The sequence below is a fragment of the Rhodophyticola sp. SM2404 genome, from assembly GCF_053570515.1.
In genome coordinates this window covers 24,856-44,264 of the sequence record NZ_JBSEDL010000002.1, presented here as the reverse complement: position 1 = coordinate 44,264, position 19,409 = coordinate 24,856, and the positions used below count along the sequence as shown (strand labels likewise).

Genomic DNA, 19,409 nt, shown 5'->3' with positions numbered 1-19,409 from the left:
CTTGTGATCGAAATTCAGTGGCGCGGCTTGAACGTGGGGATAGCACAAATTTGGGCAGCTTGCTTGCGATTTCTCAAAGCTTCATTGCGTGTCGCCGCGCCCTCGCTTAGACCGTTCGGCAACCTCTTTTGCTGATCTATTGGACAATACCCATGCGCCTTTCTCGTTACTTCTTGCCTGTTCTCAAGGAAACGCCCTCCGAGGCGCAGATCGTCAGCCACCGTTTGATGCTGCGGGCAGGCATGATCAAACAGGCCTCTGCTGGCATCTATTCATGGCTTCCCCTCGGGTATAAAGTGCTCAAGCGGATCGAGCAGATCGTGCATGAAGAGCAAATTCGCGCGGGCCATATCCCGATGCTGATGCCGACCTTGCAATCGGCTGATTTGTGGCGCGAAAGCGGGCGCTATGATGCCTATGGCCCCGAGATGCTGCGCGTGCGGGACCGCCATGACCGTGACATGCTGTATGGCCCCACCAATGAAGAACAGATCACCGATATCTTCCGCGCGCATGTCTCGAGCTATAAAGACCTGCCGCTGACGCTCTATCACATCCAGTGGAAATTCCGCGACGAGATCCGCCCCCGTTTCGGCGTGATGCGCGGGCGCGAATTCCTGATGAAGGATGGTTATAATTTCGACCTGACCAAGGAAGACGCGCTGCACGCCTATAACCGCCATTTGGTCAGCTATCTGCGCAGCTATGAGCGGATGGGCCTGCAAGCCATCCCGATGCGCGCCGATAGTGGCCCGATTGGTGGCGATGACACGCATGAATTTCTTGTGCTTGCCGAAACAGGTGAGAGCGAGGTCTTTTATGACAGCGAAATCACCGATCTGAAATTCGGTGATCGCGAGATTGACTATGACAGTGTCGATCAATGCCAAGCGGTGCTTGAGGAGTTCACCTCGCGCTATGCCCGCACCGATGAAACTCATGACGCAGCCGTTTTCGCGGATGTCCCTGAAGACCGCCAGCGCGTGGCTCGTGGCATTGAAGTGGGCCAGATTTTTTACTTCGGCACCAAATATTCCGATGCTATGGGCGCAAGTGTCACCGATAGCGAAGGCAACCGTGTGGCCGTTCATATGGGCAGCCATGGCATTGGTGTCAGCCGCCTGTTGGGCGCGATCATTGAGGCCAATCACGATGATAATGGCATCATCTGGCCCGAAGGCGTGACGCCCTTCCATGTGGGGATTGTGAACCTCAAACAGGGCGATGAAGAGGCCGATGGCGCATGTGAAGCGCTGTATAAATCGCTCACTGCTTTGGGGCTTGAGCCGCTTTATGATGACCGCTCGGAACGGGCGGGCGCGAAATTTGCGACGATGGATCTGATTGGTCTGCCTTGGCGGATTACCGTTGGCCCACGTGGTTTGAAAAATGGCGTGGTCGAGGTGACCTCGCGCCGAACGGGCGAAAGCGAAGAGATGACACCAGAAGCCGCCATCGCGCGCTTGGGCGAGATCTACGCGCCCCATATGGGCGGCTGAGATGGCAACGGATTGGTCGGCGCTGCCCGCCCCTGAGGATGACGGCGCGGCCCGCCATCTTGCGGGAATGGCGCTGCCTTCGATTGATCTGGCTGCAACTGACGGGCAGGCGGTTGACCTATCGGCCCTGTCAGGGCTGACGGTCGTTTTTGCCTATCCCAAAACGGGCCGCCCCGATACGCCCACCCCCGATGGCTGGGATATGATCCCGGGCGCCAAGGGCTGCACACCGCAATCCTGCGCCTTTCGCGACCTCTATCAAGACCTCAGGTCGGTTGGCGTTGATCATCTGTTCGGCCTCTCGACCCAAGACAGCGCGTGGCAGCAAGAGGCGGTGGCGCGCTTGCATCTGCCTTACCCGCTGCTCTCGGATGCTGATTTGGTATTGGCCAATGCGCTGAACCTTCCTGTTTTCCAACCCACAGGCGAGGTTTTGCACAAGCGTTTGACGTTGATTTTGCGTGACGGTGTGATCGAGGATGTGATTTATCCGGTATTTCCACCTGACGAAAACGCGAGGGACGTTGTGGCGCGGCTATCGAAAGGGTAAATCCTAGGGCGAGCAGCAAGCCCAAGGAGGCCAGATGGCCCAGTCCGGACATAAGACCCCAAAACCATTTGCAGGTTTCGAGTTTCTCATCGCATGGCGCTATTTGCGCGCGCGTCGTGCCGAAGGCGGCGTCAGCGTCATGACATGGATCAGCTTTCTGGGCGTAGCCTTGGCTGTGGCGGCGCTGATTGCAACGCTGGCTGTGCGCTCGGGCTTTCGGTATGAATTCGTGGGCACCATTCTGGGCGCAAACCCGCATATGAGCGTCTATGGCGCGGCCACCATCTTGGAGAATGGCCAGCTGGATCGCAGCGTGACCAATTACGCGGAAATCGCCGAGGCCGTCGCGGTTGTGGACGGTGTTGTCCATGCAGCCCCCACCGTGACGGGGCAGGTCATGGTCACGGCCAATAGCCGCAATTCGGGCGTGGAAGTTGTGGGCATCCGCTATGAAGATTTGATCGAAGTGCCCCTGATCGCCGAGCCTGAACTGGCGCGTGGTGACCTTGGCCGCTTTAATGAAGGCGTTGCTATTGGTTCAGGTGTGGCGCGTGAATTGGGGGTGAATGCGGGGGATATGATCCGCCTGATCTCGCCCGATGGTGCGCGCACCCCGTTTGGGACCAGCCCGCGCATCTCGGCCTATGAGGTTGTTTATATCTTTCAGGTCGGACGATGGGATATCGACCGCACGCGGGTCTATCTGCCTTTTGAAGAAGCACAGAGTTATTTCAACCGTGACGGCACCGCCGACCGGATCGAGGTGATGTTGCAAGACCCCGAAGCGGTGGATCAGATGATGCTGCCCGTCTTTCAGGCCGCAGGTGATGGTGCTGTGATCTGGACATGGCGCGACAGCTCGGGCGCGTTTTTGCAGGCTCTGCAAATGGAAGACAATGTGATGTTCATCATCCTGTCGATCCTTGTGATCATAGCCACGCTCAATATCGTTTCGGGGCTGATCATGCTGGTCAAGAACAAGGGCCGCGATATCGGTATTTTGCGCACGATGGGTTTGTCCAAGGGCTCGGTCTTGCGGGTCTTTTTTATCTGCGGCGCTTCGGTTGGTGTCTTTGGCACCATCGCGGGCGTGGCCATGGGCTGCGCCTTTGCAATCTGGATCGACCCGATTTTCCAAGCGGTGAACTGGATTGCGGGTGGCGGTGTCTGGGACCCTTCGGTGCGCTTTTTGTCCACATTGCCTGCGCGGCTGGAATGGGGCGATGTCGGATCCGCGGTGACCTTATCGCTTGGCCTGTCCTTCCTCGTGACGATCTTTCCCGCGCGCCGTGCCGCACGGATGAACCCCGTGGAGGCCTTGCGCTATGAATGATCCTGTGCTGCGCCTGAGCGAGATCGAGAAGGGCTATAATATTGGCCGTGCCAATGAGGTGCGGGTGCTGCGCGGGGCCAGCGCCGAGATCGCCGCGGGCGAGGTGGTGGGCCTGATCGCGCCCTCTGGGGCGGGCAAATCAACGCTTCTGCATATCGCAGGGCTTTTGGATGTGGCCGATCACGGCCGCGTCGAGATTGCGGGCGAAAACCTGAGCGGGGCGTCGGACCGTGTGCGCACAAGCGCACGGCGCGGCTTGGTCGGTTTTGTCTATCAATTCCATCATTTGCTGCCTGAATTCTCGGCTTTGGAAAACATTACCCTGCCGCAGTTGGCCCATGGCGTGCCCGCGCGTGAGGCGGCAGATCGTGCCGCGATGTTGCTGGATAAGGTGGGGCTGTCCGAGCGCTCGGATCACCGCCCCTCGGCGATGTCTGGGGGCGAGCAGCAGCGCGTTGCCTTTTGCCGCGCATTGGCCAATGCGCCCAAGCTGCTTTTGGCCGATGAGCCGACAGGAAATCTGGACCCGACCACATCGGATAAGGTTTTTGAGGTTTTGATGGAGCTGGTGCGCAGCACGGGCATGTCGGCGCTGATTGCCACGCATAATCACGCTTTGGCCGATCGGATGGACCGTGTCTTGGTGATGGAAGACGGGGTTTTGACCGCGCGCTAGGCGTGGCTCGAAAACCAATCTGCGATGCCATCCAGCATGGGTGTGCGCAACTGGGCGGCCTCGAATAGAATTTCGTGCTTGCCGCCCTCTATGATCTCCAAGCGCCCGCCTGCCCAATTCGCCATGCGGGTTTTGATGCGGTCGGCCCGTACGATCCCTTCCTTGCTGCCCAAAAACGTCACGGCAGGTTGTGCGGGCGCGGGCATATCCATCAAGAGTTTGGCCTCAGACAAGGCGGATAATAGCCATCGGATGGAGGGGCCGCCCAAGGCCAGCTCAGGATAATGACGGGTCTGGCCCCACATATAATCGAATTGCTCACGGTCATTGGTCAGGGGGTTGCCCTCGAACTCCATCGCGCGGGAGGGGCCCGTTGAGGGCGCATAGCTTTTATCAAGGCCCAAAGGGGCGCTGAGATAGCTTAAAAGATGCGCCCCGATCTGCGCAGGCAAAGACAGCCTGATCCCCCACATAGGTGCGGAAAATACGGCCGAGGTCACAGGAAACCCGTCATGCAAGGCGCGCAAACCAATGGCCCCGCCCATGGAATGCCCGATCAGAAACCACGGTTTGGGCGGGTTGATCTGCTCCAATGCATCCCTGACAGCGGCCACGTCTTGGCGATATTCATCAAAGCTGGTGACATGGCCCATATCGCGGTTATGGGCGGGGCGGTCGGCCAGCCCCTGTCCGCGCCAGTCGATAGCTGCCATGCCAAAGCCGCGAATGGCCATTTCCTGCGCGATACGGCCATATTTCTCGATATATTCCGTGCGGCCCGGGAACATGATGATGGTGCCTTTGGGGCCGTCGGGCCAAAGGCCCATCCGGATGCGCGTACCATCTTGCGTGCGCAGCCAATAGGCCCGCCCTCCTTTCGGCCCTTGCGCAATATCGTCCAGAAACGTGGCGTTTTCCATTCGCAAGGTCACATCAAAAATCCTGTTGTTCAGGAGAGAGCCGATCCAAGCCGCATTGCAGCACCCATATCACCATCCACTTTCAGCTTGCCCGTCATGAAGGCCGAGGTCGGGTTCAGATCACCTGACAGGATATCTTGGAAGACATCCGCCGAGGCCGTCATCGTCACATCAGCGCCATCGCTTTCTTCTGCGGCATGCACGCCCGCTCCATCGATCATCACAGCGCCTTCGCCTTCGATCACGAATTTGGCGCTTCCATCAAAACCGCCATCAATCTTGGCGCTGAGGGCCGTGACGGCTGCGTCAATTACGGTGCTCATGAAAAATCTCTCCTTGAATTGATCGCAGTCCGCGTCTTTGCGCTGGATCGGTTCTGCGGGAATGCTACACTTATCTCCATCATGAGGTTTTCGGCCCCCATACTCAACACTCTCGTCGCGGCAGCTTTCGCTTTAAGCGCAACTGCGGCAGGGGCGCAAAGCGATCCCGACCGTCTGCAAAGCCTGTTGGAGCAATTGCGCGAACCCGATCTGCCGAATTGGCAGCTGGTCGAAGAGGAAATCTTTCAGAGATGGGCGCTGTCAGGCTCGCCCGCGATGGACCTGCTGCTGCGCCGCGGGCAGGACGCCTTGGATGCGGGGGATATTGATGCAGCACTGGACCATCTGACCGCGCTGACCGATCACGCCCCTGATTTTGCCGCAGGCTGGAACGCACGGGCCACGGTTTATTTCCATGCAGGCCTCTATGGCCCTTCGATCGCTGATATTCAGCGCACACTGGCGCTGAACCCCGATCATTTCGGCGCTTTGACAGGGCTGGGGCGCATGCTTGAGGAGTTGGGCGAGATCGACGCGGCATTGAGCGCCTATCAGGCGGCGCATGCTATACATCCCAACCGTCCCGACCTAGAAGAGGCCATGCGCCGTATCGAGGCGCAGGTCGAGGGGCAGTCTCTCTGACGCGAGAGGCAAGGCGGTGTGAACATGACCAAAGGGCGCATTGCGGCTGTTCTAGGCCCGACCAATACTGGCAAAACCCATTATGCAATCGAGCGGATGCTGGCGCATCGCACGGGTGTGATCGGGCTTCCTTTGCGGCTTTTGGCCCGCGAGGTCTATGACCGGATCGTCGCTTTGCGCGGGCCATCCGTGGTGGCTTTGGTCACGGGAGAAGAGCGTATCATCCCCGAGCGCGCGAAATATTGGGTCTGCACCGTTGAAGCGATGCCTGTGGATACGGGCATGGATTTTCTGGCGATTGATGAAATCCAGCTTTGCGCCGACCCTGAGCGTGGCCATGTTTTCACTGACAGGCTTTTGCATGCGCGCGGCCTGCACGAGACGCTGTTTCTGGGCGCGGATACGATGAAAAGCGCGATTGCCGATCTGGTGCCACGCTGTGAATTCATGCGCCGTGAGCGGTTCTCGGAGCTGACCTATACGGGGTCGAAAAAGATCAGCCGGATGATCCCGCGTTCGGCAATTGTCGGGTTCTCGGTTGAGAATGTCTATGCGATTGCCGAATTGCTCCGCCGTCAAAAGGGGGGCGCGGCTGTTGTGATGGGCGCGCTTAGCCCGCGCACGCGCAATGCACAGGTTGAGCTATACCAAAATGGAGATGTGGATTTTCTGGTGGCGACAGATGCCATCGGGATGGGGCTTAATCTTGATATCCGTCATGTCGCTTTTTCGGGGCTGAGGAAATTTGACGGGCGGCGGATGCGTGAATTGGCCCCCAATGAGCTGGCCCAGATCGCAGGGCGCGCGGGCCGTCATATGCAGGCGGGCACATTCGGGGTGACGGGCGAGGCCAGCCCTTTGGATGACGGGGTGGTCGATGCGATCACCAGCCACAGGTTTACACCTGTTCGCAAGCTGCAATGGCGCAATTCCAAGCTGGAGTTTGGCTCGGTCAAACGGCTGATTTCCTCGCTTGAGGAGCCCACAAATGATGAATGGCTTAGTCGCGCGCGGGCAGCCGATGATCTTTTGGCGCTACGGACAATCTCGGATCGGCCTGAAATTGCTGATCGAATTCGGGATGCGCGCGATGTGAAATTGCTCTGGGATGTGTGCTGCGTACCCGATTTTAGGGGCATCAGCCATGCCGAGCATTCCAGCCTTTTGTCCGGAATATTCGAGTATTTACATGAACTTGGCCGTGTCCCCGATGATTGGCTGGCGACGCAGGTAAAGCGGATTGACAGGATCGATGGTGATATTGACACATTATCGAAACGACTGGCCTATATCCGGACATGGACCTTTGTTGCGCAACGAAGTGCTTGGGTAGATGATGTAACCCATTGGCGAGAGGCCACGCGTGCCGTAGAAGATCGCCTGTCAGATGCGCTTCATGAGCGGTTGACGCAAAGATTTGTCGATCGGCGCACATCAGTGTTGCTGCGCCGGTTGAAGCAGAAGGAGGGCCTTGTGGCCGAAGTAAATGATATGGGTGAAGTGATGGTCGAGGGCGAGTTCGTCGGCCGTTTGGAGGGGTTCCGTTTCCGGCAGGATGCGTCAGCGACACCGGATGAGGCCAAAACCCTGCGCCAAGCCGCGATTGCCGCGCTCAAGCCCGAGTTAAGCCTGAGGGCGGATCGGTTCTATAACGCGCCCGATACCGAATTTGACTATACCGAGCAGGGTGGCCTCATGTGGGGTGATCAGGCTGTTGGCAAATTGGTGGCAGGCTCCGAGCCGTTGAAGCCCACGGCCGAGGCCTTCGTCGATGACGAAGCAGGCCCCGAGGTGATCCAGAAGGTCCAGCGCCGTCTGCAGCATTTCATCGACCGCAAGATCGCCGCTTTGTTCGAGCCGATGCTTAAAATGCAAAAGGATGAAGAGATCACGGGGCTTGCCCGTGGTTTTGCCTTCCGCATGGTCGAGGCTTTGGGCGTCGTGCCGCGCGCCGATGTCGTCAAAGAGGTGAAGGAACTGGATCAGGATGCGCGCGGCTTGCTGCGCAAACATGGCGTTCGTTTCGGTCAATTCACAATCTTCATGCCGCTTCTGCTCAAGCCTGCGCCGACAAGGCTGCGCTTGGTTCTGTGGTCCTTGGCTGAAAAGCTGGAAGAATTCCCAGAAAGCCCCCCACCCGGTTTGGTGACCATTCCCAATGATACGGGCTCGGCCAAGGGTTATTACACCATGTCGGGCTACCGCGCGGCGGGCGCGCGTGCGATCCGCATCGATATGCTGGAACGTCTGGCCGATATGCTGCGCAGCCAAGACACGCGTGGCGGGTTCGAAGGCAATGCGGATATGCTGTCGATCACAGGCATGACGCTTGAGCAGTTTGCCGATCTGATGCAGGGCCTTGGCTATGCTGCCGAAAAAGGCGAGCGGCCCAAGGTCAAACCTGCTGCTGCGGGCGCTGCAAGCCCCGCACCTGAGGGAACGGAAGCCGCAGTTGAGGATACCGCGGAAGCGGCCCCTGCTGAGGCGGTCGCTTCAGACACGCCTGCGGCGGATCCTGCCAGCGAGGATGCACCCGATGGCGAAGAGGCCCCTGAAATGGAGGTGTTCTACACCTTCAAATGGGCCCCTCGTCGTGCGCCTTCTGGCGCTCCGAACCGTCGTGGTGGTGAGCAAGCAGGCAAGCCAGGTGGCAAGCCTGCGGGCAAGGGCCGTGGTGATGGCGGCAAACCCCGTGGCAAGGGCGGCAAGACTTTCGAGCGTGTCGAGAAAACCCGCAAATTCTCGGCCCGTCCCGAGAAAAAGGACAAGATCGATCCCGATAATCCGTTTGCACAGGCGCTTATGGGCCTGAAGGACAAATCCTGACAGAACCCCGCGCAACAGATCGGCTGGATAAATGGCTCTGGCAGGCCCGCTTCTTCAAGACGCGGAGCCTGTCATCCAAGCTTGTCTCGGCGGGGTCTGTGCGGGTGAATGGCAATAAAGTGTCCAAGCCTGCAACGCCAATCGGGGCAGGTGATGTGCTGACCTTCCCGCAAGCCAAACAGATTCGCATTGTCAGGCTGATTGCTTTGGCAAAAAGGCGCGGCCCCGCCTGCGAGGCGCAGGCGCTTTATGAGGATATGTCACCCCCGAAGGAGGACGTTCCCCAAAACCCCGCTTTTGAAGGAAAAGGGCGCCCAACCAAGAAAGAGCGCCGTCAAGCCGATCCTTTCCGCCGCAGCATGCTTGATTGATGTCTGAGCGCGTTCTAAACCCTGTGAGACGCGCGAATAAGAGTGAGTGCCTATGACCTATGTGGTGACCGAGAACTGCATCGCCTGCAAATATACAGACTGCGTTGAAGTCTGCCCCGTGGATTGCTTCTACGAGGGTGAAAACATGTTGGTGATCCATCCAGATGAATGCATCGATTGCGGTGTCTGCGAGCCCGAATGCCCCGCAGATGCGATCCGCCCCGATACCGAGGCGGATATGGAAAAATGGGTCGAGTTCAACCGCAAATACTCGGAAGCCTGGCCTGTGATCATCACCAAGAAAGATCCATTGCCCGATGCCGAAGAGATGGACGGCAAAACAGGCAAGATGGAACTGCTCTCTGAGGCGGCGGGCGAAGGCGGCTAAACGATTCGCATCTGTCTGGGGACGGGCCTTTTGGGCTGCTCGGATGAATGTGACAGATACGTGAATTGCCTTAAGAAAAAGGGCAATTTCGTTGGTTGAATGGCCAAAACTTTAAATTGGTCAGGAATCATGCTATGTTGTTTCAGTAAATACTGTCTGTAGCGATGCATTTGGGCCTGTAAGCCCGATCTATCAGAACATTGACAAACCCGGTTGTGGAAAGGGTAACTTTTCCGCCGGAAATTTTTGTCGCCTGAGCATTGGCTGCTGCACCGGTTGTAAAAGGAATACTTGATGAGCAAGTCACGGAAATCGCAGGACTTCAGCCCAAATGAATTTGTCGTTTATCCGGCACATGGTGTGGGCCAGATCGTTTCAATTGAAGAGCAGGAAATCGCTGGCATGACGCTGGAGTTGTTCGTGGTCTCGTTTGAAAAGGACAAGATGACCCTGCGCGTTCCAACCGCCAAAGCGACCGAAGTGGGTATGCGCGCTCTGTCGAACCCTGATGTGGTCTCGAAAGCGCTGGATACGCTCAAAGGCAAGGCACGCGTAAAGCGCGCCATGTGGTCGCGTCGTGCGCAGGAATATGAACAAAAGATCAATTCGGGCGATCTGATCGCAATCGCGGAAGTGGTGCGTGACCTGCACCGCGCCGATGACCAGCGTGAGCAGAGCTATTCCGAGCGTCAGCTTTATGAAGCAGCGCTTGAGCGTCTGACCCGCGAATTGGCCGCCGTTCAAGGCATGGATGAGGCTGGCGCGCAAAAGCGTGTTGATGACGTCCTGACGGCCCGCGCTGCTGCCTGATTGGCAAGCACCGCCTTAAAGATTTACACCGCCGCAGCCTGTCTGCGGCGGTTTTTTGTTGGGCGGATGGGTGGATTTAGCATGATACCGCTCAAACCCGTCGTGATCTGATTGAAAGGATGTCTGAAGGGGCAAAGCCTGTCTTGATCATCGGAGTTTCCATTTCGATGAAAGGACCTCTCGCATGTCGAAATCACGGACGGTGTTTTTCTTGATCGGGGCCATGAGCCTTGCTGCGTGCCAATCTGGCCTGACCGCGAATGACCGCGCGACCTATGGCGGGCTGACGGGGGCTGCGGCGGGTTATTTGGCGGCGTGGGCTTTGGATGCTAATCCGCAATGGACCATTCTGGCGACTTTGGGTGGGGCGGCGGCAGGCACTATGGTCGCCCGCAATACCCAGACCCAGCAATGTGCCTATGCCAATGGGGATGGCACATATCGCACAGGCAATTGCTCTTGAGGCGCGCGGTTCGGTTTAGCCGAGCATCGCCACGATAACCGCCAGCGCCGCGATCTCGGCCAATTGCTGGCTTGCGCCCAAAATATCCCCCGTCTGCCCGCCGATCTTGGCCTTGGCGACCAGCCCCACACCTGCCGCAGCAAGGAAGGCCATGATCAAGGCGGGGGCGGCGGCGGGACCGATCAAGGCGATGGCCGCGACAAAGGCAAGGGCGGCTGCAAGGGCTGCAGGCAAGGCGTCAGAACGGCCCACGCTATGGGACAGCCCTTCCCCCCGCGCATTGGGCAGCCAGACCGTCAAAGCCACCATCGGGGCGCGGCTGATCATGGCGGCGGCCAGTAGGGCGCTTGCCCCAGCACCTGCTTGGATCGCAACCACCAGCAGCGACCACCGCGCCAGCACAGACAGCACCAGCGCCAGAACCCCATAGGTTCCGATCCGGCTGTCCTTCATGATCTCGAGGCGTCGCGCCTTTTCCCAGCCGCCCCAGAGGCCATCGGCGCTATCTGCCAGCCCGTCTTCATGCATCGCGCCGCTGGTCATGATTGTGGCGGTCAAGCCAAGGGCTGCCGCAACCCCCGCTGACAAGCCAAAGGCATTTGCCAAAACCATTGCAACCGCGCCGCATAGCCCCACGGCAAGGCCCGCCAAAGGATAGGCCCAAGCCGATTTTCCACCCCGATCACTGATCGGGCGCGCGGGCAGGGGGAGGCGGGTCAGCAAGCCAAGGCTGGCAATCACATCATCCCAGTGAACCCGTTTGCCTTCGATGTCGTTTTCGCTCATGCCTAGGCCTCTTTGCCGCTTTCAAGCTGGTGCAGGTTTGATACATCTGCTGCTGAGTAAATCTTCTGAACGACGAGTGACCGAATGTCCAACCCTCCCCAGAGCTTCGATGATATCCGCAATGCGCTGCAAAACGCCCCTCGCGCAAATGAGGCCGTGCGCAAAGATGCCGAGGCGCGCAACGGGCAATTGACCAAGCCGCCTGGTGCTTTGGGCAGGCTTGAGGATCTGGCAATCTGGTATGCCACATGGCGCGGCACGGATCGCCCGCAGATCAAACACCCTCAGGTTCTGGTTTTTGCAGGCAATCACGGCGTGACCGCACAAGGCGTCAGCGCTTTTCCTGCCGAAGTCACGGTTCAGATGGTGGCAAATTTCGAAGCAGGCGGGGCTGCGATCAACCAATTGTCCAAATTGGCAGGCGCGCAGATGACGGTTCATTCGCTGTCTCTCGAGACGCCGACCGCTGATTTCACCCAAGGCCCTGCGATGACCGAGGCAGAGTTTTTTGAAGCGTTTGGAACAGGCTGGTCAGTGGTGAGCGCCGAGGCCGATCTATTGGTTACGGGCGAGATGGGCATTGGCAACACGACCGCTGCGGCTGCTGTGGCCTGCGCGCTATTTGGCGGCAGCGCCGAGGATTGGACAGGGCGCGGCACAGGCGTGGATGATGCGGGGCTGGCCCTGAAAGCGCGGGTTGTGGCCGAAGGTCTTGCGGCCAATCCATCAGCCTCAACTGACCCTCTTGAGGCGCTGCGCTGCCTTGGCGGGCGGGAATTGGTGGCGATGGCGGGCGCAATTGCGCATGCTCGGGTCTTGCGCATTCCGGTTATTCTTGATGGCTTTATCTGCTCGGCCTCGGCTGCCGCACTTGAGAAGGCCGCCGCAGGCGCGCTGGATCATGCTGTTGCAGGCCATGTCTCGGCCGAGGCTGCGCATGGCGCGGTTTTGCAGCATTTGGGCAAGCCCCCCTTGCTGTCGCTTGGGATGCGCCTTGGCGAGGGCAGCGGGGCGGCGCTTGCGATCCAGATCCTCAAAGGGGCGATTGCCTGCCATTCGGGCATGTCGACCTTTGCCGAGGCCGGCGTCTCGGACGGCTAAGGCACGCTCCGTTCGCTTTGCATCGCTGCGCGCCGTCTCAGGTCCCGCGCGCAACGTGTCAGGACGTGGTCTTGCGCTTTCCTGTCATTGCCCCGTGCAGGGCGCTGGCATCGCCTTGGGCGCGGCGCCTCTCGGAGGCGGTGCGGTCTTCCTCGGCTTCATCAAGCTGGCTGACCAAGGCGCTCTCGATATTGTTGTTCAACTCGCGGGCGCGTTCCATATAGGCGGTGTTCTCGGAGATCGGTTTGCCAGGCTCCCATAGGCGGGCCAGCTCGCCAAGCGATTGGCGGTCATGGCGATAGAAGGCCACTTCCATATCATGCGCCTCGTAATCCGACAGGCCCATATCCTCCAGAACATAGCGCCCCGCACGAAGTGAGCTGTCAAACATCTCGCGCACGATATGATCGGCACCCGCTTGATAGAGTTCATAGACATGCAAACGGTCATGCGCGCGGGCGGTGATGGCAATATCGGGGCGCGTTCGGCGGGCATAGGTGACCAGATCAATCGCGGATTTCTTGTCATCAACGGCCACGACCAACACCTTGGCATGCTCCAGCCCTGCGGCGGCCAAAAGCTCGGGCCGCGTAGGATCACCGAAGAAGGCCTTGAAGCCGAAGCTGCGCATCAGCTGGATGGTGCGCAGGTCACTATCGAGTACGACCGTATTGAACCCCGCAGCTTGCACCAATCGGTTCACCACCTGACCAAATCGGCCAATGCCTGCGATAATCACAGGCGCGCCGCCCGAGATATCATCGGCCTCGGGCATGTCTTCGCTGTCCTCACTCATACGTTTGCCCATGCGTTCATAGAGGATGAAGAAAAGCGGTGTCAGAAGCATGGACAGGGCCACAATCAGCAGCAGCAATTCCCCCAAGCGGGCTGTTATGACGTTTTGCTGTAGGGAAAAGGAGACCAGAACGAAGCCAAACTCCCCTGCCTGTGCAAGGCCTAGGGTAAAGAGCCAGAGGTTGCGCTTGCGCAGTTTGAACACCAAGCCAATGACAAACAGGATCGCGCCTTTCAGCGCCATGACCGCAAGGGTCAGCCCGATCACGGCCAAGACATTGTCAAAGAGATAGCCAAAATTAATCCCCGCCCCCACGGTGATGAAAAACAGCCCCAGCAAAAGGCCCTTGAACGGCTCGATATCGGCTTCAAGTTCGTGGCGGAATTCGGAATTGGCCAAAACAACGCCCGCCACAAAAGCGCCAAGCGCGGGCGAAAGACCCACAAGGATCATCAAAAAGGCAATGCCTACAACGATGACCAAAGCAACGGCGGTATACATCTCGCGCAGGCGCGCCATATGCACAAAGCGGAACAGGGGGCGCGACAGGAAATGGCCTGCCAGAATGACGGCGGCGACGGCGGCCAAAGTCACCAAGGTCACGCCCCATCCCGGTAGGCCTTCGACCAGTGACATTGTGTGATGGGCATCCTCTTCGACTCCGCGCTGGATCGAGCCATCCTCTGCAAAGCTGACCATCCCTTGCACGGCCAGAAGCGGCATCAGGGCCAGCATCGGGATCACGGCGATATCTTGGGTCAGCAGAACCGAAAAGGCCGATCGCCCGCCGCTGGTTTGCATCAGCTTTTTCTCATTGAGCGTTTGCAACACAATCGCGGTAGAGCTGAGCGTCAGGATCAGGCCCACGGCCATGGATTGCTGCCAGTTGAGCCCCAGAAACATCGCCCCGCCTGCCAGCGCCAAAGCGCTGAGGATCACTTGCGCCCCGCCAAGCCCGATCAGCTTTTTGCGCATATCCCAAAGCGCGCTCGGCTCCAGCTCCAGCCCGATGAGAAACAGCATCATCACCACGCCAAATTCGGCATAATGTTGCAGGTCTTCCGTCTCGGAGACCAAACCAAGAAACGGGCCGATCAGGATACCCGCCAAGAGATATCCCAGCACCGATCCAAGCCCGAGCCGCACCGATAGCGGCACCGCGATCACCATCGCTGCGAGATAGATCGTTGCCTGAAGCAGAATACCTTCCATCATGGACCTTTCGGATGGCTAGATCGGTAAAGGGGCGTCCGGTTTCATCTGATCCATCACGATCTGGGATTGAACCCGCGCAACAGCCGGATGCGGCAAGAGTATCCCTTGGATAAGATTGTGCAATCCCGCAAGATCGCCGCACCAGACCCGCAGCAGGTAATCTGCCTCTCCGGTCAGGGTGAAGGCGGCGGTGATGGCGGGGGTGTTGCGCACGAGGCGGGCAAAGCTTTCGTCATTTTCTTTGGAATGTCCCGTCATCTGCACTTGGATGAAGGCCTGCACATCAAGCCCCAAAGCGGTCGGATCCACGCGGGCATGCGCGCCTTGCATGATCCCGCTGCTTTCAAGCCGCTGGCGTCTGCGCCCTGCCTGACTGGCCGAAAGGTTGAGCCGCTCGCCCAAATCCTGCGCGGTCAGATTTGCATCCTTCTGCAAAAGCGCGATGAGCTTTCGGTCGGTTTTGTCGATCATATGCGGGAAACTCGCGCAGATATAAATTTGATTGCGTGATTATTGCATAAATTTGCGGAACTGGCCAGTAGAACGCGCAAACGCCGCGACAGGTTTGCGTTAGGCTGACACTGAACAGGACACAGCCTTGAGGAGTTATCGCAATGGGCCCCTTCCCGCATGACGCGCCGCGCGCCACGATCACCGCCGAGAACCCTGCGGGGACAGATGGGTTCGAATTTGTCGAATTTGCCCATCCCGACCCGCAGGTGCTGCGCGACCTCTTTGCCAAGATGGGCTATATCCATACGGCGACCCATAAGACCAAAGCGGTCGAGCTTTGGCAGCAAGGCGATATCACCTATGTGATTAATGCCGATCCCGACAGCTTTGCCGCGCGTTTTGTGCAAGAGCACGGGCCCTGCGCCCCGTCCATGGCTTGGCGCGTCGTGGATGCGCAGCATGCTTTTGAACATGCGGTTGCCAAAGGGGCCGAGCCCTATGAGGGCGCGGATAAAACCGTGGATTGGCCCGCGATCAAGGGAATCGGGGGAAGTCTGATTTACTTCACCGACCAATATTGGGACAGCTCACCCTATAATGCCGAGTTCGACTGGGTGCATGACGCCCATCCTGCGGGGGTTGGGTTCTACTATCTCGATCACCTCACCCATAATGTTCATAAAGGGAATATGGATGTCTGGTTCGACTTCTACGGGGATTTGTTCAATTTCCGCGAAATCCGCTTCTTCGATATCGAGGGTAAATTCACGGGCTTGCTGAGCCGTGCGCTGACCTCGCCTTGCGGGCGTATTCGCATCCCGATCAATGAGGACCGTGGCGAGAAAGGCCAGATTGTCGAATATCTTAAACGCTATAATGGCGAGGGCATCCAGCATATCGCAGTCGGGGCGCAGAATATCTATGCCGCGACAGACCAGATTGCCGAGAACGGGATCAAATTCATGCCCGCCCCGCCTGATGCCTATTATGATTTGAGCAAAACCCGTGTGGTCGGTCATCAAGAGCCGCTGGAGCGGATGCGCAAACATGGCGTCTTGATTGATGGTGAGGGCGTGTTGGGCGGCGGGGAGACGCGGATATTGTTGCAGATTTTCTCCAAGACCGTGATCGGGCCGATCTTTTTCGAGTTTATCGAGCGCAAGGGCGATGACGGTTTCGGAGAGGGGAATTTCAAAGCCCTGTTTGAATCCATCGAAGCCGATCAGATCGCGCGTGGCGTGCTGGACGCGGCGCAGTGATATTCGCGCTCCCGCGCGGTCGTATTTTTGGAAAGATGAAAGACAGGCGCGCGCGGGGGTTATCTGCTTAGAGGGCGCGCCATCCGATATCGGAGCGGCAAAAACCCTCGGGCCAGTCGATCTCTTCCACCATTTTATAGGCACGATCGCGCGCCTCTTTAAGGCTTGCGCCGCGCGCCGTGACATTGAGAACGCGCCCGCCAACCGCTTGGATCGCACCATCGGATTTTCGCGTGCCGGCATGAAACACCATATGGCTGGCATCTTCTGGAAGCGTATCAAGCCCCTTGATCACAGAGCCTTTTTCATAGGAGCCGGGATAGCCCTTGGCGGCCATCACGATGGTCAGGGCATGGTCATCGGCCCAATTGACTTGCGCCTCGGCCAAGCGGTTTTCGGCACAGGCCAGCATCAGATCGAGGGCTTGTGCGCCAAGGCGCATCATCAGCACCTGACATTCAGGATCGCCAAAGCGGACATTATATTCAACAAGGCGCGGCTTGCCGTCCTTGATCATCAGCCCCGCATAGAGAACGCCGCGATAGGGTGTGCCGCGCCGCGCCATCTCGTCGATTGTAGGTTGTACGATGTCGTCCAAGGCGGCTTTGGCGATGGCATCTGACAAGACGGGCGCGGGGCTATAGGCCCCCATGCCGCCCGTATTGGGGCCTTCATCATTGTCATAGGCGCGTTTGTGATCTTGGGCGGTGCCAATCGGAAGGGCGGTTGTGCCATCGGTCAGTACGAAGAAGGAGGCTTCCTCGCCCTCCATGAATTCTTCAATCACGACTTCGGCGCCAGCTGACCCGAATTCGCCTCCGAACATATCGTCGATGGCCGCGAGTGCCGTGTCTTCATCCATGGCCACGATCACGCCTTTGCCAGCGGCAAGACCATCGGCCTTGACCACAATCGGCGCGCCTTGGGCGCGGACATAGGCGCGGGCGGCCTCGGCATCAGTGAAATGCGCGTAGTTGGCTGTTGGGGCTTTGGCCGCGTCGCAGATTTCCTTGGTGAAGGCTTTGGAGGCTTCCAGTTCGGCGGCGGCTTTCGAAGGGCCAAAGGCCAGAATGCCAGAACCGCTCAAGGCATCGACAATGCCTTCGACCAGAGGCGCTTCGGGGCCCACGATCACGAAATCGATCGCGTTTTCAGCGGCGAAATCGGTGACGGCGGCAGGATCGAGAATATCGAGATCGGCGCATTGGGCGATCTGGGCGATGCCGGCATTTCCGGGGGCCACGATCAGCTTGTCACATTTGGGGTTTTGCAGCACGGCCCATGCGAGCGCATGTTCCCGTCCGCCACCACCGAGGATCAGAATATTCATCTTTGCCGCTCCACCTTGGCCTTCTCTGCGCCGCGTTCTAAGGTCAGGGCGCACACAACACAAGCTTGAGCGGAACCGCGCAGAGATGTCTGACCTGATTGATGACGAACCCGAGGGCAATGCGCCCGAATTTACCGTCTCGGAACTCTCGGGCGCGGTGAAGCGCACTGTCGAGGGGTCCTTCTCCTTTGTCAGGGTGCGGGGTGAGGTCGGGCGGGTGTCGCGGCCTGCCTCGGGGCATCTTTATCTTGATCTGAAAGATGACCGCGCGGTTCTGGCCTCCGTGGTTTGGAAGGGCGTGGCGTCGCGGTTGCAGCATCGTCCCGAGGAGGGGATGGAGGTTATTGCGACAGGGCGATTGACGACCTTCCCAGGGCAGTCGCGCTACCAGATGGTGATTGAGGATATCCGACCTGCGGGCGCGGGGGCCTTGATGGCCATGCTGGAAAAGCGCCGTGCGGCTTTGGCGGCGGAGGGGCTTTTCGCCGAAGAGCGCAAACAGGCGTTGCCTTTCCTGCCCGAGGTGATCGGGGTTGTGACCTCACCGTCAGGGGCGGTGATCCGCGATATCCTGCATCGTTTGCGCGACCGTTTCCCGCGCAAGGTTCTGATCTGGCCTGTGGCGGTTCAGGGTGAGAAATGTGCAGGGGAAGTGGCCAATGGTATCCGCGGGTTCAATGCATTGCCGCAAGGTTGTGCTATCCCGCGGCCCGATCTGATCATTGTGGCGCGGGGCGGGGGCAGTCTGGAGGACCTTTGGGGCTTCAATGAGGAGATCGTGGTGCGGGCCGCGGCTGAAAGCGCTATCCCGCTGATCTCGGCGGTGGGGCATGAGACCGACACGACCCTGATCGATTTTGCCTCGGACAGGCGCGCGCCCACGCCCACGGCAGCGGCTGAGATGGCGGTTCCTGTTCGGATGGATATGCTCAACTGGGTGCAGGACCAAGGCGCGCGGATGGGACGGGCGGCGCAAGCGGCTTTGCAGATGCGGGCGCAACGTTTGGGAGATTTGTCGCGCGGCTTGCCACGGCCAGATGCGCTGTTGGAAACGCCGCGCCAAAGGCTGGACCGCGCGGGCGACAAGCTGGGGCCAGCGCTACGCAGCGCCACCCAAGCACGCCGGATCACATTGGACAGGTTCTCGGCCAATTTGCGGCCCGCCTTGGACCGCGCGGTTTCGGTCAAGAGGATCGCCTTGGAGCGGACAGGGGCGGGGCTTTCGCCTTCGGCTTTGCGCCGCACCACGCGGGAGGGCCGCAGCAAGCTGGATAGTCTGGAGCAGCGCCTCTCGCCCGAGCGGATCGAGATACGACTTGCCCAGATGCGGCAACGGCTGGAGGAGCAGTCGGGGCGTTTTGCACATGTGGCGCAGGGTGCCTTGGCCAGTCGTCGTGACAAGCTGGAGGCTTTGGAGCGGTTGCGCCAAACGCTTGGCTATAGGGAAACACTTAACCGTGGATATGCGGTGATCCGTGCGGGGCAGGAGGTGCTGACCAGCAAGGCGGGGGCGGAAAGCCATCCCGCACTGGAGATCGAGTTTTCCGATGGCAGCTTGTCTGTCACGCCCACAGGGGCAAGCACGGCGCGTGCGGCAGCACCCAAACGGGCAGCAAAGGAGGCGCCCCGCAAAGCGGATGGCAGCGATCAGGGAAGCCTGTTCTAGCG

Annotated in this window: 19 protein-coding genes; 13 read left to right on the top strand and 6 right to left on the bottom strand. The window is 59.0% G+C overall.

Features of this window, described 5'->3' with window-relative positions:
* The first annotated feature begins 152 nt into the window (after positions 1 to 152).
* The 4 genes from proS to ACTYEO_RS03175 are packed head-to-tail and all read left to right on the top strand — an operon-like array spanning position 153 to position 4,058.
* Positions 153 to 1,499, top strand: coding sequence for a proline--tRNA ligase (gene proS, locus ACTYEO_RS03190; protein ID WP_449322270.1), 1,347 nt, complete (start codon positions 153 to 155; stop codon positions 1,497 to 1,499).
* Between the two features lies 1 nt (position 1,500).
* Positions 1,501 to 2,049 (top strand): peroxiredoxin, encoded by a 549-nt coding sequence (locus ACTYEO_RS03185; protein ID WP_449322269.1) that lies wholly within the window; start codon positions 1,501 to 1,503, stop codon positions 2,047 to 2,049.
* Positions 2,050 to 2,083: 34 nt separating this feature from the next.
* On the top strand, positions 2,084 to 3,382 hold the full coding sequence (locus tag ACTYEO_RS03180) for a lipoprotein-releasing ABC transporter permease subunit (protein WP_449322268.1): 1,299 nt from the start codon (positions 2,084 to 2,086) through the stop codon (positions 3,380 to 3,382).
* Positions 3,375 to 4,058, top strand: coding sequence for an ABC transporter ATP-binding protein (locus tag ACTYEO_RS03175; protein WP_449322267.1), 684 nt, complete (start codon positions 3,375 to 3,377; stop codon positions 4,056 to 4,058). Before ACTYEO_RS03180 ends, ACTYEO_RS03175 begins: the two co-directional genes overlap by 8 nt.
* On the opposite strand, the gene ACTYEO_RS03170 is transcribed toward ACTYEO_RS03175, so the two are convergent.
* Positions 4,055 to 4,978, bottom strand: coding sequence for an alpha/beta fold hydrolase (locus ACTYEO_RS03170; RefSeq protein ID WP_449322266.1), 924 nt, complete (start codon positions 4,976 to 4,978; stop codon positions 4,055 to 4,057). The two genes, ACTYEO_RS03175 and ACTYEO_RS03170, sit on opposite strands and share 4 nt — an antisense overlap.
* Before the next feature lie 29 nt (positions 4,979 to 5,007).
* The gene (locus ACTYEO_RS03165; protein ID WP_449322265.1) at positions 5,008 to 5,301 is read right to left on the bottom strand and encodes an SCP2 sterol-binding domain-containing protein; all 294 of its coding nucleotides are present in this window, start codon (positions 5,299 to 5,301) and stop codon (positions 5,008 to 5,010) included.
* 81 nt (positions 5,302 to 5,382) lie between these two features.
* On the opposite strand from ACTYEO_RS03165, the gene ACTYEO_RS03160 reads away from it, so the two are divergent.
* The 6 genes from ACTYEO_RS03160 to ACTYEO_RS03135 all read left to right on the top strand — a co-directional run bounded on the left by ACTYEO_RS03160 (position 5,383) and on the right by ACTYEO_RS03135 (position 10,801).
* Positions 5,383 to 5,943, top strand: coding sequence for a tetratricopeptide repeat protein (locus ACTYEO_RS03160; protein WP_449322264.1), 561 nt, complete (start codon positions 5,383 to 5,385; stop codon positions 5,941 to 5,943).
* Positions 5,944 to 5,967: 24 nt separating this feature from the next.
* Positions 5,968 to 8,769 (top strand): helicase-related protein, encoded by a 2,802-nt coding sequence (locus tag ACTYEO_RS03155; protein WP_449322263.1) that lies wholly within the window; start codon positions 5,968 to 5,970, stop codon positions 8,767 to 8,769.
* Positions 8,766 to 9,140: an RNA-binding S4 domain-containing protein gene (locus tag ACTYEO_RS03150; RefSeq protein WP_449322651.1), complete on the top strand. Its 375-nt coding sequence runs from the start codon at positions 8,766 to 8,768 to the stop codon at positions 9,138 to 9,140. The genes ACTYEO_RS03155 and ACTYEO_RS03150 overlap by 4 nt, the downstream gene beginning before the upstream one ends.
* Positions 9,141 to 9,192: 52 nt before the next feature.
* Positions 9,193 to 9,528, top strand: a complete 336-nt coding sequence (fdxA, locus tag ACTYEO_RS03145) for a ferredoxin FdxA (protein ID WP_449322650.1) — start codon at positions 9,193 to 9,195, stop codon at positions 9,526 to 9,528.
* A 294-nt stretch (positions 9,529 to 9,822) separates the two neighbouring features.
* A complete protein-coding gene (locus ACTYEO_RS03140; RefSeq protein ID WP_449322262.1) occupies positions 9,823 to 10,338 on the top strand; it encodes a CarD family transcriptional regulator in 516 nt (171 codons plus the stop codon).
* Between the two features lie 184 nt (positions 10,339 to 10,522).
* A complete protein-coding gene (locus tag ACTYEO_RS03135) occupies positions 10,523 to 10,801 on the top strand; it encodes a glycine zipper 2TM domain-containing protein (protein WP_449322261.1) in 279 nt (92 codons plus the stop codon).
* A gap of 15 nt (positions 10,802 to 10,816) precedes the next feature.
* Here the strand turns inward: ACTYEO_RS03135 and cobS are convergent, their stop codons facing one another.
* Positions 10,817 to 11,587, bottom strand: coding sequence for an adenosylcobinamide-GDP ribazoletransferase (gene cobS / locus ACTYEO_RS03130; protein ID WP_449322260.1), 771 nt, complete (start codon positions 11,585 to 11,587; stop codon positions 10,817 to 10,819).
* Positions 11,588 to 11,671: 84 nt separating this feature from the next.
* Here cobS and cobT point away from each other — a divergent pair, with 84 nt between their 5' ends.
* Entirely contained in the window at positions 11,672 to 12,688 is a 1,017-nt protein-coding gene (gene cobT / locus ACTYEO_RS03125) for a nicotinate-nucleotide--dimethylbenzimidazole phosphoribosyltransferase (RefSeq protein WP_449322259.1), read from the top strand.
* 58 nt (positions 12,689 to 12,746) lie between these two features.
* On the opposite strand, the gene ACTYEO_RS03120 is transcribed toward cobT, so the two are convergent.
* Both ACTYEO_RS03120 and ACTYEO_RS03115 read right to left on the bottom strand, forming a co-directional pair.
* The gene (locus ACTYEO_RS03120) at positions 12,747 to 14,696 is read right to left on the bottom strand and encodes a monovalent cation:proton antiporter-2 (CPA2) family protein (RefSeq protein WP_449322649.1); all 1,950 of its coding nucleotides are present in this window, start codon (positions 14,694 to 14,696) and stop codon (positions 12,747 to 12,749) included.
* 18 nt (positions 14,697 to 14,714) lie between these two features.
* Complete coding sequence (locus tag ACTYEO_RS03115) at positions 14,715 to 15,170, bottom strand: Lrp/AsnC family transcriptional regulator (RefSeq protein ID WP_449322258.1); 456 nt, start codon at positions 15,168 to 15,170, stop codon at positions 14,715 to 14,717.
* A 143-nt stretch (positions 15,171 to 15,313) separates the two neighbouring features.
* Here ACTYEO_RS03115 and hppD point away from each other — a divergent pair, with 143 nt between their 5' ends.
* Complete coding sequence (gene hppD / locus ACTYEO_RS03110; RefSeq protein ID WP_449322257.1) at positions 15,314 to 16,411, top strand: 4-hydroxyphenylpyruvate dioxygenase; 1,098 nt, start codon at positions 15,314 to 15,316, stop codon at positions 16,409 to 16,411.
* A 67-nt stretch (positions 16,412 to 16,478) separates the two neighbouring features.
* Here hppD and purD read toward each other — a convergent pair whose 3' ends face one another.
* Positions 16,479 to 17,741 carry a phosphoribosylamine--glycine ligase gene (purD, locus tag ACTYEO_RS03105; RefSeq protein ID WP_449322256.1) on the bottom strand — a complete coding sequence of 421 codons (1,263 nt, stop codon included), beginning with the start codon at positions 17,739 to 17,741 and terminating at the stop codon, positions 16,479 to 16,481.
* A gap of 85 nt (positions 17,742 to 17,826) precedes the next feature.
* On the opposite strand from purD, the gene xseA reads away from it, so the two are divergent.
* Positions 17,827 to 19,407 (top strand): exodeoxyribonuclease VII large subunit, encoded by a 1,581-nt coding sequence (gene xseA, locus ACTYEO_RS03100; RefSeq protein ID WP_449322255.1) that lies wholly within the window; start codon positions 17,827 to 17,829, stop codon positions 19,405 to 19,407.
* Positions 19,408 to 19,409 lie beyond the last annotated feature (2 nt).